This is a genomic window from Kocuria sp. CPCC 205260, assembly GCF_040981045.1.
Lineage (GTDB): Bacteria > Actinomycetota > Actinomycetes > Actinomycetales > Micrococcaceae > Kocuria > Kocuria palustris.
This window is the reverse complement of the sequence record NZ_JAVKPT010000002.1, coordinates 1-15,631: the sequence shown is the minus strand read 5'-3', so window position 1 is coordinate 15,631 and position 15,631 is coordinate 1. Positions and strand designations below refer to the sequence as shown.

At 72.4% G+C, this 15,631-nt stretch carries 11 protein-coding genes and 1 tRNA gene; 4 read left to right on the top strand and 8 right to left on the bottom strand.

Translation table 11 applies throughout. The annotated features are described in order from the left end of the window. Positions 1-10: 10 nt before the first annotated feature. The 7 genes from RF645_RS04730 to tadA all read right to left on the bottom strand — a co-directional run bounded on the left by RF645_RS04730 (position 11) and on the right by tadA (position 11,021). The gene (locus RF645_RS04730) at positions 11-922 is read right to left on the bottom strand and encodes a DNA-formamidopyrimidine glycosylase family protein (RefSeq protein ID WP_058872034.1); all 912 of its coding nucleotides are present in this window, start codon (positions 920-922) and stop codon (positions 11-13) included. Beyond that, complete coding sequence (locus RF645_RS04725; RefSeq protein WP_058872035.1) at positions 915-5,954, bottom strand: DEAD/DEAH box helicase; 5,040 nt, start codon at positions 5,952-5,954, stop codon at positions 915-917. Before RF645_RS04725 ends, RF645_RS04730 begins: the two co-directional genes overlap by 8 nt. Then, positions 5,947-6,825 carry a DUF4232 domain-containing protein gene (locus RF645_RS04720; protein ID WP_006213941.1) on the bottom strand — a complete coding sequence of 293 codons (879 nt, stop codon included), beginning with the start codon at positions 6,823-6,825 and terminating at the stop codon, positions 5,947-5,949. The genes RF645_RS04725 and RF645_RS04720 overlap by 8 nt, the downstream gene beginning before the upstream one ends. 155 nt (positions 6,826-6,980) lie before the next feature. After that, complete coding sequence (locus tag RF645_RS04715; protein WP_006213940.1) at positions 6,981-9,869, bottom strand: FAD-binding and (Fe-S)-binding domain-containing protein; 2,889 nt, start codon at positions 9,867-9,869, stop codon at positions 6,981-6,983. 16 nt (positions 9,870-9,885) lie between these two features. Next, the gene (locus RF645_RS04710; RefSeq protein ID WP_006213939.1) at positions 9,886-10,218 is read right to left on the bottom strand and encodes a 2Fe-2S iron-sulfur cluster-binding protein; all 333 of its coding nucleotides are present in this window, start codon (positions 10,216-10,218) and stop codon (positions 9,886-9,888) included. A gap of 188 nt (positions 10,219-10,406) precedes the next feature. Beyond that, positions 10,407-10,493 (bottom strand) — tRNA-Ser (locus RF645_RS04705). 63 nt (positions 10,494-10,556) lie between these two features. After that, positions 10,557-11,021 (bottom strand): tRNA adenosine(34) deaminase TadA, encoded by a 465-nt coding sequence (gene tadA / locus RF645_RS04700; protein WP_040560504.1) that lies wholly within the window; start codon positions 11,019-11,021, stop codon positions 10,557-10,559. Positions 11,022-11,115: 94 nt separating this feature from the next. On the opposite strand from tadA, the gene upp reads away from it, so the two are divergent. The 3 genes from upp to RF645_RS04685 all read left to right on the top strand — a co-directional run bounded on the left by upp (position 11,116) and on the right by RF645_RS04685 (position 13,704). Beyond that, a complete protein-coding gene (gene upp / locus RF645_RS04695) occupies positions 11,116-11,751 on the top strand; it encodes a uracil phosphoribosyltransferase (RefSeq protein WP_006213935.1) in 636 nt (211 codons plus the stop codon). Between the two features lie 490 nt (positions 11,752-12,241). Continuing rightward, positions 12,242-13,045: a winged helix-turn-helix domain-containing protein gene (locus RF645_RS04690; protein WP_006213934.1), complete on the top strand. Its 804-nt coding sequence runs from the start codon at positions 12,242-12,244 to the stop codon at positions 13,043-13,045. A gap of 116 nt (positions 13,046-13,161) precedes the next feature. Next, positions 13,162-13,704: a histidine phosphatase family protein gene (locus RF645_RS04685; protein ID WP_006213933.1), complete on the top strand. Its 543-nt coding sequence runs from the start codon at positions 13,162-13,164 to the stop codon at positions 13,702-13,704. Between the two features lie 6 nt (positions 13,705-13,710). Here the strand turns inward: RF645_RS04685 and RF645_RS04680 are convergent, their stop codons facing one another. Next, positions 13,711-14,172 (bottom strand): DUF488 family protein, encoded by a 462-nt coding sequence (locus RF645_RS04680; protein ID WP_368818680.1) that lies wholly within the window; start codon positions 14,170-14,172, stop codon positions 13,711-13,713. Between the two features lie 225 nt (positions 14,173-14,397). On the opposite strand from RF645_RS04680, the gene RF645_RS04675 reads away from it, so the two are divergent. Further along, positions 14,398-15,396 (top strand): aldo/keto reductase, encoded by a 999-nt coding sequence (locus RF645_RS04675; protein WP_058872038.1) that lies wholly within the window; start codon positions 14,398-14,400, stop codon positions 15,394-15,396. Positions 15,397-15,631: the final 235 nt, after the last annotated feature.

The window sequence follows — 15,631 nt, the reverse complement described above, 5'->3', positions numbered from 1 at the left end:
TGTCCGGGTCTCAGCGCTGGCAGCGCGGGCAGAGGTAGAAGGGGCGCTCGCGGGCCGGCGCCTGCAGGCCGGTGCGGGGATCGCGCTGACCGGCGGCATCGTCCCAGGTCCGCTTGAGGATCGGCGTCCCGCAGCGTCGGCACGGCCGGCGCTCACGGCCGTAGACCCACAGCTGCCTGCCGGGCCGCGGATCGCCCGTGGTGACTCGGGGGCCGCTGTCGCGGTTGCGCAGCAGCAGCTCGTGCGCATCCTCGACGATCGCCTGCAGATCCGGAACATCGGCCACGGGAGTCTGCGGAGCCAGGCGGTGCAGGAACAGCAGCTCGCAGCGGTAGATGCTGCCGATCCCTGCCAGCCTCGACTGATCCATGAGCGCTGCGGCGATCGGGCGATCGGGGCGCTCCAGCAGACGGCGCACCGCCTCCTGCAGGTGCTGCGCGGACCACTGCGGTGCCAGGAGGTCCGGGCCCAGGTGCCCCACGAGCCGGTCCTCCTGCTCCCGGGCCACGATCACGAGCTGCTGGACGGAGGACGCGGTGGCCCGGGTCCCCGCGGTCTCGAGCACGGCACGGATCGTGTGCTTCGGCCGGGCGCGGCGCTGCGATCGCGCGCTCGAGGCGCCGGGCCGACGACGGCCGGGGGAGTCCGATCCCGCCGCGAGAGGGTCGAGGTCCTCGATCTCCCATCGGCCCTCCATCATCAGATGCGAGTGCAGCGTGACCGCGCGGGCACCGGTGCTCGGATCGGGCCCGATGCGGATCAGCAGGTGCTTGCCGCGCGAGACCACCTCCTGGACGGTGCGCCCGGACAGATCGACGGTGGCCAGCGCGGGGACCCGGAGGTCGCTGCGCAGCAGCTGCCGCCCCGCCAGCCCGGAATGCAGGGCAGCGGCCGCGCGCCAGACGGAATCCCCCTCAGGCACGGCGGATCCGCAGGCCCTTGGGTGTGGTCGAGAACCCGGCGGCGACCAGGGACTCGCGCACCGCGGTCTCCAGCGCGCCGTGCCCGAGGGCGGGCATGCCGTTGACGCGCTCGACCGTGAGCTTCTCTGCGGCCCCTGCGCGCACCACGTCGGCGACCGGCGGGCCGATCATCCGCAGCCGCTCGGGGTCGTCGTCGAAGACCAGGGCGGTGCGCCCGCCGCGCTCCAGGTAGAGCACCGGATCGCCGTCCACGAGCGCGAGGATCGACCCCGCCTTGCGTCCCGGCCGGTGCCGCGCCGCCGTGGTGGACTCGGTGCTGTCGTGCGAGTCGATCGTCTCCGGCCAGGGCAGCGTGGCGCCGTACGGGTTCGCAGGGTCGGTCGCGGCCAGCGCCAGCACGACGGGCTCACGAGGCTCGGTGCGCGCCTGCTCGTCGTCTGCGAAGCCGCGCAGCCGATCCACGGTGCCCGACTGCGCGAACTGCGCGGCCCCCAGACCCTCGATGAAGTAGCCGCGCCGTGCGTGACCGGCCTCCTCGACGGCAGCCAGGACCTTGTACACGGCGGAGAACCCGCCTGCGATGTCCTCGGCCTCCACCGCCCCGCGGGTCACCACGCCGTAGCGGTCCAGCAGCAGCTCGGCCGAGGCGCTCGCGCGCAGCGTGGGCTCGAGCGGCTCGGGGTCCAGCAGCGACCAACGCCCGGACAGCCCGGTGGGATCGCCCGCCTCCGCGGGCCCTGGGGTGCGCTCGGATGACGGCCGCGACAGCGCCGCGTCCCGGGCCCGCAGTCGGGCTGCTCCGCGTCTGCCTGCGGTGCGTCCTCGTGGGGTGCGCGGCTTCTGCCGGTGAGCGGCGGAGCCGCCCGCGACCAGGGAGCGCACCGGGGCGAACGTGTCATTGGTGACCAGCCCGGCCCACACGAGCTCCCACAGGGCGCGGGTGAGGGCAGGCATGTCCAGCCCGGGGATCTGCGAACGATCGTTCTGCTCGAGCACAGCGCTGCGCAGCTGGTGGCCGAACCGCGCGCCGCCATCGCCCATGACGGCCAGCAGCGCGGCCTGGACGGCGTCGTCGATCCCGGCGGCGCGGGCGCGCAGATCCGCTCGCGGAGGCAGGCTGAGCTGCTGCGACTCGGCCAGGTGGAGACTGATCCAGCCGTCGTCGCCGGCCAGCGAGCCCGCCCCGGACCACACGATCTCCCCGGAGGCCAGCAGCTCGTCGAGCAGCTCAGGCCGGTAGTCCTCGAGGCGCTGACGGAGCACGAGCGGCTCCAGCGCCGAGGCCGGCACCGCCACCCCCGCGAGCTGATCCACGACGCTGAGCAGGCCGTCCGCCCCGCGCAGGCGATGCCCCGGCCCGACCGACTGCCACGAGGGCAGGAAGCGGGCGTAGACCTCCGGGGCCACCGGCTCGACCTGCTGGCGCAGCGCGGCCAGCGAGCGTCGCCGGATCCGGTGCAGCACGTCCTTGTCGCACCATTCTGAGCGCGGCCCGCGGTGGTGTTCCTCCTGCCGGTCGGGGCGGAACTCGCCCTCCAGGACGCGGCGCGCAGCGCCCAGGCGCTCGAGGGTCCCGGCGACGACGGCCGGGCCCAATCCGGTGCCCCGGGAGGCCTCGGCCACGGTGAACGGCCCGTGCGTGCGGGCGAAGCGCGCCACGAGGTCCTCGACCGGATTCTCGACCGGCTCCAGGAAGCTGACCGGCACCCCGTGCGGGATCGGCGTGCCCAGTGCGTCGCGCAGCCGGGCGGCATCCTCGACCGCGGCGAGCACCTGCTGCCCCTCGCGCAGCAGCCAGAAGGCGCGCCGCCTGCGCACCAGCTCCTCCGCCCACGCAGAGGCCTGCTCGGGGCTGACGGAGGGCTCGGAGGGGTCGTCCGAGCCCTCGACGGAGGCGTCCGCTCCGGTCGCAGCGGCCGGCCCGCCCGACTCCGGGCGCAGCCGAGCCGCTGCCTCCTCGAGGCCCAGCGGCCCGAGCAGCCGCAGCAGATCGGCCAGCCCCTCCATGCCCAGCAGGCGTCGGGAGGGGGCCAGGTGCTGCAGCTGGGCCTCGGTCTGGGCGATGACCTCGGCGTCGAGCAGCTCGCGCAGCTGGGCCCGGCCCAGCAGCTCGGAGAGCAGGGCGGTGTCCAGGGAGAGGATCGCGGCCTTGCGCTCGGCCAGCGGGGAGTCGCCCTCGTAGATGAACTGCCCCAGGTAGCCGAAGAGCAGGGTGCGGGCGAAGGGCGAGGGCGTCTCGGTGGTCACCTCGACCATGCGCAGCGCGCGGCGGTCGATCTGGCGGTGCAGCTCCTGCAGGGCGGGGACGTCGTAGACATCCTGGAGGCACTCGCGCACCGTCTCCAGCACGATCGGGAACTGGGGGTGCTTGCGGGCGACGTCGAGCAGCTGGGCCGAGCGCTGGCGCTGCTGCCACAGGGGCGTGCGTCGTCCGGGATCCCGGCGCGGCAGCAGCAGCGCGCGGGCCGCGCACTCGCGGAAGCGGGAGGCGAACAGCGCCGAGGACCCCACCCGCTCGGTCACGATCTGCTCGAGCTCCTCCGGGTCGAAGAGGAACAGCTCGGCGCCCGGCGGCTGGTCGTCGGTGGCCGGCAGTCGCAGGACGATGCCGTCGTCGGAGGCCTGCGCGGAGCTGTCCAGGCCCCAGCGCTCCTCGAGCCGCGCCCCGACGGCCAGCGCCCACGGCGCGTGCACGGGCAGCCCGTAGGGGGAGTGCAGGACCACGCGCCAGTCCCCGAGCTCGTCGTGGAATCGCTCGATGACCAGCGTGCGGTCTGAGGGCACGTGCCCGACGGCCTCGCGCATCTCCGTGAGGTAGCGATGAAGGTTGTCCTGCGCCCAGGTGTCCAAGCCGTCGGCGGCCAGCCGCTCGCGCAGCGCGGCCTCCGCAGCACCCGAGGCCTCGCGCAGGAAGCGGCCCTGCGCTCGACCGAGCTCGACGGGCCGCCCGATGCCGTCGCCGTGCCAGAACGGCAGCTTGCCCGCCTGCCCCGGTGCCGGGGTGACGAGCACTCGGTCATGGGTGATCTCCGCGATCCGCCACGACGAGGCGCCCAGGGCGATCACATCGCCGGTGCGGGACTCGTAGACCATCTCCTCGTCGAGCTCGCCCACCCGCTTGGGCGAGGAATCGTCCTGCCCGGCCAGGTGCACGGGGAACAGCCCGCGGTCGGGGATCGTGCCACCGGAGGTCACGGCCAGGCGCTGGGCCCCGGGGCGGCCGGTGAGCGTGCCCTCGTCCCGGTCCCAGACCACGCGCGGGCGCAGCTCCGCGAACTCGTCCGACGGGTAGCGCCCGGAGACCAGGTCCAGCACCGAGTCGAACGCGCTGCGCGGCAGTCCCAGGAACGGCGCGGCCCGGCGCACGGTGTCCCACCAGTCCTCGACGGGCACGGTCTCGGTGGCGCACACCGCGATCGTCTGCTGAGCCAGAATGTCCAGCGGATTCGACGGGATGTGCAGCGGCTCGACCCGCCCGGCCAGCATCTGCTCCACGGTCACGGCCGCGTCCAGCAGATCGCCGCGGTGCTTGGGGAACATCCGCCCGATCGAGATCTCGCCGACCTGGTGGCCGGCGCGGCCCACGCGCTGCAGCCCCGAGGCCGCGGACGGCGGGGACTCGATCTGCACCACCAGGTCCACGAGCCCCATGTCGATGCCGAGCTCGAGCGAGCTGGTGGCCACCACGCAGCGCAGGACACCGGACTTGAGGTCCTCCTCGATCAGGGCGCGCTGATCCTTGGAGACCGAGCCGTGGTGGGCTCGGGCCAGCAGGGGCGCTGCGCCTTCGTAGCGGTTGTGCTGCCGCTCGATCCCGCTGAGCTGGGTCGCCTGGCCGTCATCATCCGGTGCGTGCTCCAGCCGGAACGCGTGGATCTCGTTGAGGCGGGCGGTGAGCTTCTCGGCCAGGCCTCGGGAGTTGGCGAAGACGATCGTGGAGCGATGCGCCTCGACCAGATCGACCACCCGCTCCTCCACGTGCGGCCAGATGGAGGCGACGTTCGCCGGCTCGTCGGCGTCGTAGTCGGACTCCAGCAGCGAGCTCGATGCGGCGGGACCGCCCAGCACCGTCATGTCCGGGATGGGCACGCTGATCTCCAGGTCCCAGCGCTTGGTCGACTCCGGGCGCACGACGGCCACCGGCTCCCGCCCGCCCAGGAAGCGCGTGACCGTCTCGACCGGGTCGACGGTGGCCGAGAGCCCGATGCGCTGGGCCGGGCGCTCGAGAAGGTCGTCCAGGCGCTCGAGCGACACCGACAGATGCGCGCCGCGCTTGGTGCCTGCCACGGCGTGGACCTCATCCAGGATCACGGTCTCCACACCGCGCAGGGACTCGCGGGCCTTGGAGGTGAGCATCAGGTACAGCGATTCGGGCGTGGTGATCAGGATATCCGGCGGGGAGGCCAGCAGCGCGCGCCGCACGGCCTGAGGGGTGTCCCCGGAGCGCACGCCGGTGGAGATCTCGGGCGGCTCCAGCCCCATCCGGCGGGCGGTCTGCGTGATCCCGATCAGGGGCGAGCGCAGGTTGCGCTCCACGTCCACGCCGAGCGCCTTGAGCGGGGAGATGTACAGGACGCGCGTGGTGGCCCTTCGCTTGGACGAGGCGCTCGAGGCCTTCCTGCGCAGGTCGGATCCGGAACGATCGTTCGCAGCAGCAGCTTCGGAGGACGCTTCGGCTGAGGCGGCTGAGGCAGCCGGCGCACCTGGGGCGGCTGAGCCGGAGCGGGGCCCAGCGGGCTGCGGCACGGCCGCTTGCGTGATCAGCCGGTCGATCGCCCAGAGGAAGGCGGCCAGGGTCTTGCCGGAACCGGTGGGAGCGACCACGAGGGCGTGCTCGCCTCCGGCGATCGCCTTCCACGCGCCTTCCTGGGCGGCGGTGGGCGTGGAGAAGGCGCCCGTGAACCAGTCGCGGGCAGCCGGCGAGAACGCCTCGAGCGACGAGCCCGGCGCGGGGCGTCCGTCCGAGGGCTCCTCGTCTGCGGGGAGCCCTCGGACCTGGGCAGGTGCTGCGCGCTCGGCGGGCTCAGGCACCGAAGCCCTTCACCTGCAGCTGCCCGATCTTGGGGTTGCCGCAGGCCTGGGTCGAATGGGCGATGCTCAGCGCCTCCGTGCTGCCCGGCGGGTAGACGATCAGCGCGGAGGTCTCGTGCGGGTTGCAGACCTGGCCGTAGGAGCCGGCTCCGGTCTCCTGCAGACCCGCCGAGGCCGACTGGCCCGGTGCCACGGTCACCGCAGCGCCCGCCTCCGGTGCCCGCGAGGCCGGGATGCCGATGGGCTGTCCCGCGGCGTCCGCGTAGGAGACGCCCGGGTAGCCGGACAGGACGCACGGCTGCGAGCCGGTGTTGGTGAGCACAAGCTGGTAATGCACGGCGCCCATCCCGGCATCCACCGGCTGCAGCGATCCCGACAGGGAGGAGGCGTCGCACGCACCGGCGGCAGCGGGCTGCGCGGCGGCGCTGCCCTGCTCGGCCTGGGCGCCCTGTCCGGTGTCCTGCTGCCCGGTCGCCTGCTCGGCGCCCTGCTGCCCCTCCGTCTGTGCGGAGCCCTGCTGCGCCGAGGATCCGTCGGCCTCTGCCGAGTCCTCCGCGGCCGGGGCCTCCTGCGCGGTCTCCTCCCCGGCAGCGGTCTGCTCGGCGGAGTCGCTGGCTGCGGCCGAATCGTCTGCTGACGGCTCGGAGGGCTCCGTCGAGGGGGAGGCCGAGGGGTCCGCGGCGGACTCGGAGGACGTGGACTGCGAGGCGGAGGAGGAGGCAGAGGGCTGCGCCGAAGCGCTCTGCGAGGCCGACCCGGACGAGCTGTCGGTGCTGTCCTGGTCCTCGCCCGAGCCGCCGCAGGCGCTCAGGGCGAGCAGCGCGGCCAGGGAGAGCGCGCTGAGGGCGAGGGGGCGGGTGCGAGTCGACATGAGGAGCCTCCTGCTGAGGTGTCACGGGTCCGAGCCGACGTGGTCCGGGCCTCTATAGAGCAATCGTAGGCCGGGCCCCGACAGCACAGCGGGCGGCCCCGGCAACCGCGACCATGCCGGTGCGGCTCCCGAGGCGCAGGTGCGCCGCAGGGGCGTCAGCGCGCCTCGGGCAGCGCCGAGCGCATGACCTCGGCCAGGGTCCGGCCGGAGGCGTCGGTCCCCTCGCGGATCTGGGTTCGGCAGGAGAAGCCGTCGGCCACCACCAGGGGGTCGGGCCCCGCCGCGCGGATCTTGGGGAACAGCTCGCGCTCGCCCAGGGTTCGGGAGACCTCCAAGTGGCCGGGTTCGAAGCCGTAGTTCCCGGCCAGACCGCAGCAGCCGCCGCCGACCATGTCCACGTCCACGCCCAGGCGCTGCAGGACCTCGAGCTCGGCGTCGTAGCCGATCATCGACTTCTGGTGGCAGTGCACCTGGCACACGGCGTCGCGGGGGCCGTCGTCGTCGAGGGTCCCGAACGGCCAGTCCCCTCCCTCGGCGAGGTGGCGCGCGGTGAACTGCCCCAGGGTGAGCGTGCGCTGGGCGAGCAGGGCGGCGCGGGGGTCGTCGGGCAGCAGCTCCGTGATCTCGTCCTGAAGCATCACCGTGCAGGAGGGCTCGAGCCCGATCACGGGGTATCCGGCCTCCAGCAGCGGCTCCATGACACCCAGGGTGCGGGTGACCTCTCGCTTGAGGGCCTCGAGCTGGCCGGTCGAGTGCCAGGTCATGCCGCAGCAGACGTTGCCGCCGGGCATGAGCACGCGGTAGCCCATGGCCTCGAGGACCTCCACGGCGGCCTTGCCGGGCCCGTCGTCCATGAAGTTGGTCCAGGAGTCCGGCCACAGCACCACCGACGGCCGCCCGTCCGGCGCGTCGCCGGGCCGGGTCGAGAACCACTTGGTCAGCGGCTGGTCGGCGAAGCGGATCATGTCCCGCTGCGCCTCCACGCCGCCCAGGCGCATGACAGTCTTCTGCAGCGGCCGCACCCGCATGGCCGTGTTGACCAGCGACGGAGCGCCGGGCACCAGGTTCATCAGGCGCACGAGCACGGGCAGCCAGCCCATGGTCAGATGGGCCATGGGGCGTCGCCTGCGGCCCACGAAGCTGCGGATGCCCTCGCCGTAGTGGTGGTGCAGGAACTCGGACTTGTAGGTGGCCACGTCCACGTTGACCGGGCACTCGGCCACGCAGGCCTTGCAGGACAGGCAGCCGTCGAGGGCCTCGAGGGTCTCCTCGGCCTTCCAGCCGTCCTTGAGGTGCTCCCCGCGCAGCATCTCCGCCAGGGAGCGCATGCGCCCGCGGGTCGAGTGGACCTCGTCCCGGGTGGCCTGGAACGACGGGCACATGGCGCCGACATCCGAGCGGCAGGCGCCCACGCCCACGCATCGATTGACCGCGCCTGCGAACGAGCCGTTGTCGTGGCTGAAGGCGTGCACGGGCTTCAGGTCGAAGGTGCGCGCCCCGGGGCCGGGGCGGATGCCCTGGTCGATCGGCTCGGGGTCCACGAGCACGCCGGGGTTGAAGAATCCTGCGGGATCGAACGCGCGCTTGAAGGCGGCGAAGGCCCGCAGGGCCTCGGGGGAGTAGATGATGCCCAGCAGCTCGGAGCGGGCCCGGCCGTCGCCGTGCTCGCCGGAGACCGAGCCGCCGTAGTGCCGCACGAGCTGCGAGGCCCGCTCGATGAACTCGCGGTAGCGGGCCACCCCGGCCTCGGTGCCGAAGTCGAACGAGATGCGGAGGTGCACGCAGCCCTCGCCGAAGTGCCCGAACGGGATGCCGCGCAGCTCGAGCTCGTCGAGCAGCGCATAGAGATCGCGCAGGTAGTCGCCGAGGTTCTCGGGCGGCACGGCGGAGTCCTCCCAGCCGGGCCAGGCCTCGCCGCCGTCCGGCAGGCGGGTGACGATCCCTGCTGAGGCCTCGCGGATCCGCCACAGGCTGCGGGTGCGCGCAGGATCCACCACGACGACGGCCCCCTGAACCTCGGCGCGGCCCGAGGACTCCACGATCCCCTCGAGCTGCTGGGCTCGGGCCTGGGCCGCCTCCACGGTCTCGCCGCCGACCTCGCAGTACAGCCAGCCCCCGCCCGGGGGCAGCTCGGACCCGGCGGTCTCGTTGCCGGGGCGCGAGCGCAGGGCGTCCAGCAGGTCCCCGCCCATGCCCTCGATCGTGGTCACCCCGCGCACGCGCAGCGCCGGGGCTGCGTGGGCCGCGGCGATCGCGTCCGCGAAGCTGAGCACCGCCAGGGCGGTGGCCGCCGGCCTGCGCACGAGCTTCACGGTCATCCGCGTGATGATCCCGCACGTGCCCTCGGTGCCGGCGAAGGCCTTGGCGACGTCGAAGCCGTTCTCCTCGAGCAGGTAGTGCAGGCCGTAGCCCGAGACCTGGCGGGGGAACTGGCCCAGCTCGGTGCGCAGCATGGCGCGGTGCTCATCGCGCAGCGCGCTCAGGGTACGGGTCAGGGCGGGCCCTGAGGTCCCGCCGGCGCGCAGCTCGACCTCTCGGCCGTCGGCCAGCATGACGGTCACCGCCACGAGGTTCTCGGCCGCCGTGCCCCATGCCACCGAATGCGATCCGCAGGCGTTGTTACCGACCATCCCGCCCACGGTGCAGCGCGCGTGCGTGGAGGGGTCCGGCCCGTAGGTCAGCCCGTGCTCGGCAGCCGCGGCGCGGAGGTCGTCGCAGATCACACCGGGCTCGATGTCCGCGGTCTCGGCCTGCGGATCGATCGACAGGACCCGGTTGAAATGCCGCGAGGTGTCGATGACCAGGCCGTCGCCGATCGAGTTGCCGGCCACGGAGGTGCCGCCGCCGCGGCTGATCACGGACCAGCCGCGCTCATGGGCCAGCGCCAGCAGATCGCGGATCTGCTCGACCGTGCGCGGCTCCGCCACGGCGGCGGGGAGGCGACGGTAGATCGAGGCGTCCGAGACGTAGGCGGCGCGGGTCGTGAGGTCCTCGCGCAGCAGGCTCTCCGCGCGAGCCAGCTGATCCTCCGGGGCAGTGGTCATAGTGAGGCCCTCCCGCTCACCACTCCGGGGCGATGGTGATCTCGGCACCCTCGAGCGACTCGGACCACTCGACCTGGCAGGTCAGGCGGGAGTCGTCGTGGCGGGTGTCGTCGAGCATGTCCAGCAGGTCCTCCTCCTCATCTCCGATGGGGGAGTTCTCCTGCGTGGTCTCGAACGCGCCGTCCAGGTAGCAGTGGCACGTGGAGCACGAGGCATTGCCGCCGCAGGTGGCGAGGATGGGGAACTTGTGGCGCGTGAGCGCCTCCATCAGGGACTCGTGGGACTTCCACTCGACACCCTCGGTGCGGGCGCCCTCGCGGTCGGTCACGTTCACGGTGATGCTGCTCAAGGCTCTTCTCCTGGCGGCACGACGGGCCGCGTCGATCTCTGGGACTGCCCTCCAGTCTAGGCCCGGGGCCGACACCTCGGAGGCCGCGGGCCGGTGCGGACAGGATGTGGGCGCAGGTGCGGCCCGGAAATGCCTGAAGGGCCCTGCTTCCCCGAGACCTCGGGGAAGCAGGGCCCTTCAGCTCTGCGCGGTGGCGGAGGGATTTGAACCCTCGTTGGCTTTTACACCAAACATCATTTCGAGTGATGCACCTTCGGCCGCTCGGACACGCCACCAGGCCCAAGATCATACTGGCGGGTGGGCGGTGCGCAAAATCGGCAGGGCCGGGTCGGGGCCGCTCAGTCGCGATGCGCCCGGAAGAACTCGGTGAGCAGTGCGGAGCACTCGCGGGCGAGCACGCCGCCGTGGACCTCGCTCCAGTGGTTGAGCTGCCGGTGGCGCACCACATCCAGGACCGAGCCGCAGGCGCCGGCCTTGGGGTCCCAGGCCCCGAGCACGATCCGCGGGATGCGTGCGAGCACCGCCGCCCCGGCGCACATGGTGCACGGCTCGAGCGTGACCACCAGGGTGCAGTCGTCCAGTCGCCAGCGCCCCAGCTCCTCGGCGGCCTCGCGCATGGCCAGGACCTCGGCGTGGGCCGTGGGGTCGTGGTGGGCCTCGCGCTCATTGCGTCCGCGCCCGATGGCGCGGCCGTCGGGATCCAGCACGACGGCTCCGATGGGGACGTCGCCCGTGGACAGCGCCAGGCGCGCCTGCTCGAGGGCCTGGCGCATCCAGGCCTCGTGGACTCGAGTGCTGTGCATCGGGGGCAGTGCCACGGGCGGGACTCCTCCTCGGGTGCGCTCCGGCGCCTTCTGCGTCTGCGCCGCGGACGCGGCTGAATGCTAATTTTGCGTCATGCGCCTCACAGTTCTCGACCATCCGCTGGTCTCGCACAAGCTCACCGTTCTGCGCGATCGGGAGACCTCGTCCCCCGTGTTCCGCCAGCTCGTGGAGGAGCTCGTCACGCTGATCGCCTACGAGGCCACGCGCGAGGTGCGGGTGGAGCCCATCGAGGTCCGCACCCCCGTGAGCACCACGACCGGCACGGCGCTGAGTACGCCGCGACCGCTCGTGGTCCCGATCCTGCGCGCCGGTCTGGGCATGCTCGAGGGCATGACCCGTCTGGTGCCCACGGCGGAGGTCGGCTTCCTGGGCATGGCCCGCAATGAGCAGACCCTGGACATCGTCACGTATGCCGAGCGGCTGCCGGATGATCTCACCGGCCGACAGGTCTACGTCCTCGATCCCATGCTCGCCACCGGAGGCACTCTGATCGAGGCCATCCGCTTCCTGCGCCGGCGCGGGGCTCAGGACATCACCTGCCTGTGCCTTCTCGCGGCGCCCGAGGGGCTTGCCGCCATGGAGCAGGAGCTGGGCGACGACGACGTCCACGTGGTCCTCGCGACCGTCGACGAGCGCCTGGATGAGAACTCCTACATCGTCCCCGGTCTGGGGGATGCCGGCGATCGCCTGTACGGCGTCGTCGACTGATTCCCTGCGCCCGCCGCCCGGCGGCACCTGGGGTGATGCCCCGAACGCCCCTCGATGCCGAGCATCGAGGGGCGTCTCATTATCTGAGACTCGGTTGCCGATGTGGCAATAGGTCTTGACAGAGAGGGGTGGGTGAAAACACGAATACCGGTGAGTAAGTTGGCGCGAATGTCTCCCCCGGTCGCGCCGGAAGGCTGAAGTTGCTCCAGGAAATGCGCCAGACGGGGGTTGCGGGCGCACATAGGTGCGTTTACAAGTTATTAATCTCGGATAGTGAGACACAAGTCGGTATGTGTCTTGCGCAGAAGCTTGGAGCTGGCTGAGTATGGAGCCATTGCAGGAGCGCGCGACGCCGCCTGCCGGTCTCTCCGGCAGGTCAGCCGGGTCAGGGGAGAGAGCCTCTCGGTGCGGCGTCGGGCGTGCAGGCCCGGTCGAGACTCGGCCCGGCAGCGGCCCGTGGCAGGGTCGTTTCACAGCATGAGGAGCAGTCATGGCCGGAGCACCCGGGTATGTCCACATCTCGCAGCGAGCACGCACCGCCGCCGCGAGCCAGATGGCCGCCGGAGCAGGGGGCGCGGCGCCCAGGCGCCGTCGCCCCGGAGTGCGTCGCCCCGGCGCCGTGGAGGCGGGCGGTGCGCCCCAGCAGGTGCGCGCCGATCGACGACTGAACCCCCAGGATCCGGGCGTGAGCTCGGAGGCCCGCGGCTTCGTCCTGTACGTCGGCCTGGGCGAGGCCAAGGCGGCCGCCAACGGCACCACGCTGGTGGAGATCGTGCAGCAGCTGCGTCGGTCGGTGGCCCAGATCGCCCCGGAGGCGGAGAGCTACGCGGCCGTGGCGCTGGCCCAGGCCGGTGCCCCGGGCGGGGACCTGCAGGTCGTGCGCAACGCCCTCGGCGATCCGACCGCGGTCGAGCCCGCCGCGGAGGCTGCCACGGCCCCGGTCTCGGCTCGCGACACCCGCACCACCCAGTCGGTCGGCGTGCTGATCGACCTCTCGCGCCGCGAGGTCATGCTGGACGGGGCGGTGCTGAACCTGACCTACAAGGAGTTCGAGCTGCTGAACTACCTCGTGGAGAACGGCAGCCGCACCGTGGGGCGCACCGAGCTGATCTCGAGCCTCTGGTCGGATGCCGACGAGACCCCCAACGAGCGCACCATCGACGTCCACATCCGGCGCCTGCGCTCCAAGCTGGGTCGCCTGGCCAACACGGTGCGCACGGTCCGCGGCCAGGGCTACCGGTTCTACGACCACCCCGAGGTCATCGTCTGGGCCGCGCCCGAGTACTCCATCTGAGTCGCGGCCGCATCCCGCGGCCCCCTCGAGCCCCCTCGAGCCCCGTCCTGCCGGATCAGGACGGGGCTCGACTTCTGCCCGAGGCCTCCTTCCGCGGTGCGTGAGACCATGAGCCCATGACGAGCACCTCGGAGACCACGGGCCCGGACGAGCGCACTCTGATTCTCATGCGCCATGCTCAGGCGGACGCCGGGTGGGGCGTGGCGGACTTCGACCGCCCGCTGGGCAAGCAGGGTCAGGCCGAGGCGCCGGCGGCGGGGCAGTGGCTGCTCGACAGCGGCGAGCTGCCGGAGATGGTCCTGTGCTCGTCCGCGCTGCGCACCAGGCAGACTTGCACCTGGGTCTCGAGCGTGCTGGGCGATCGGGCGCCCACCGCGAGCCTGTCCGACCGGCTCTACGAGGCCTCCGATCGGCAGGTTCTCGCAGAGATCTGCGCGACTCCCGAGCGGGTCCGCAGCCTCCTGGTGATCTGCCACCAGCCGGCGGTGCAGGAGGTCGCCATGCGCCTGGCCGCCCCGGATTCGGACATGGACTCGGTCATGGACCTCTCGGCGGGCTTCCCCACCGCGGGGCTGGCCGTCTTCCGGCTGCAGAAGCCGTGGGCCGAGCTCGACGGCGCCGATGCCCGCCTGGTCGGCTTCCGCTCGCCCCGCGGCTGATCGGCCTCAGTCGCAGTCCTCGGCGCTCGGCGGGTAGGTGACCACGCCGTCGTCGGAGACCTCCGCGTGCGCGCCCCACATCCCCAGCTCGTGCAGCCGCGGCCCGGCCGTGGTGGACAGATGGCGCACGGTCCAGCCCCGGGCGGTGAGCGTGTTGGCGATCAGGGTCCGATGGCAGCGCCACGGCATCGGCTCTGCGCACATGATCGCCGTGGGGAGCCTGCGCGCGACCTGCACGAGCTGGGCGATGCCGTCCTCGTAGTCGTCGGTGAGCGTGTAGTCCGCGTAGTTCTTGAAGCTGCGGTTCTGCCAGCCGGCATTGAGCTCCTGAGGGATCTCGGGCTGCTTGCGCCGCCGGCCGGTCAGCTCCTGGAGGTGGTGGTACTCGATGCCCGCCTCGCCCAGCCACTCGGGCATCGTGTCCCTGCTGAACTGCGGGCTGCGCCGCGAGCCGGGCTGCGCCCTCACATCTGCGATCGCGCCGATGCCTGCGCTGTCCAGTGCCTCCAGGAAGACCCCTGCTCACAGACCCAGTGCCCGATGGTCCAGATCTCGTCGCCGCTCATGGGCCCACTGTAGGAGCCGCCGGTGCGCTGCAGCGGCGGCTCGGTCGTCGGGGACGTAGCGTGGGTCTTCGAGCAGCGGCGCACGACGACGGCGCCGCTTCCTGCACGGGTGAGAAAGAGGATGAGCATGCGACAGGTGAGCTTGCCCGCGACCGGCGATCAGGTGGGGGTCGTGGGCTTCGGCGCCATGGGCCTGAGCTGGGCCTATGACCGGAAGGAGCTGTCCGAGGCGGCCAAGAGGGACGCCCTGCGCGCTGCCGTGGACGGCGGCATGGACTTCATCGACACGGCCACGCTCTACGGCGGCGGCGCCAACGAGGAGATCGTGGGGGCCGCGCTGCACGACCGGCGGGATGAGATCTTCCTGTGCTCCAAGGCCGTGCTGCTCGCCGAGCAGCTGGAGCCGCCCAGGACCGGACGCTGCGGGCGCCCGGACTACCTCCGCCAGGCGATCGACGACAGCCTGCGACGTCTGCGCACCGACGTCCTCGACCTGTACTACGTCCACCGCCTGGACCCGGAGGTCCCTCTCGAGGACACGTGGGGCGCGATGGCCGAGATGGTCCAGGCCGGCAAGGTGCGCTCGATCGGGATGTCGGAGGTGACCGTCGAGCAGCTCGAGCGAGCCCAGCCGATCCATCCGGTGGCCGCCGTGCAGTCCGAGTACTCGCTGTGGACCCGCGACCCGGACGGCTCCGGAGTCGTCTCCGACGGCGATCCCGCCGGGGATGTCATCTCCTGGTGCCGCGACCACGACGCCGCCTTCGTGCCGTTCTCGCCGGTGGGGCGCGGCTACTTCTCCGGTGCGCTGACCGGCAGGACGTTCTCGGACAACGACTTCCGCGCCCGCAACTCCCGGTTCACGCCGGAGGCGCGCGCCGCCAACGATCAGCTGATCCTGCCGGTGCTCGAGGAGATCGCCCGCAAGCACGGCGTCTCGAAGGCCGCGGTGTCGATCGCCTGGTCGCTGCTGCCCGAGCGGCAGGGAGGCTCGGTCATCACCATTCCGGGCACCACGAACCTGGAGCACCTGGCCGAGAACGCGCGCGCCGCCGAGATCGAGTTCGACGACGAGGACGTGGCAGCCCTCAACGGCATACCCGCTCCCGCGCAGCCCCGCTACTGAGCGTCGCGCACCGAGGGGAGGCATCCGACGCGTTTCGAGGCCTAGAAGCCGTCGGACGCGTCCCCTCGGCGGGGAGGGCGCAGCGACGGGCGGGTCGGGATGCGAAAAGGCCCCGCCGGGCGTGCTGCCTGGCGGGGCCTCTGTCTCGTGAAGTGCGCCACGAGGTGTCCTGCGTCACGACATCGTTGACGCCCCTGACCACCACGTTTCCGCATGAGCGTTGACCGATGAGTCC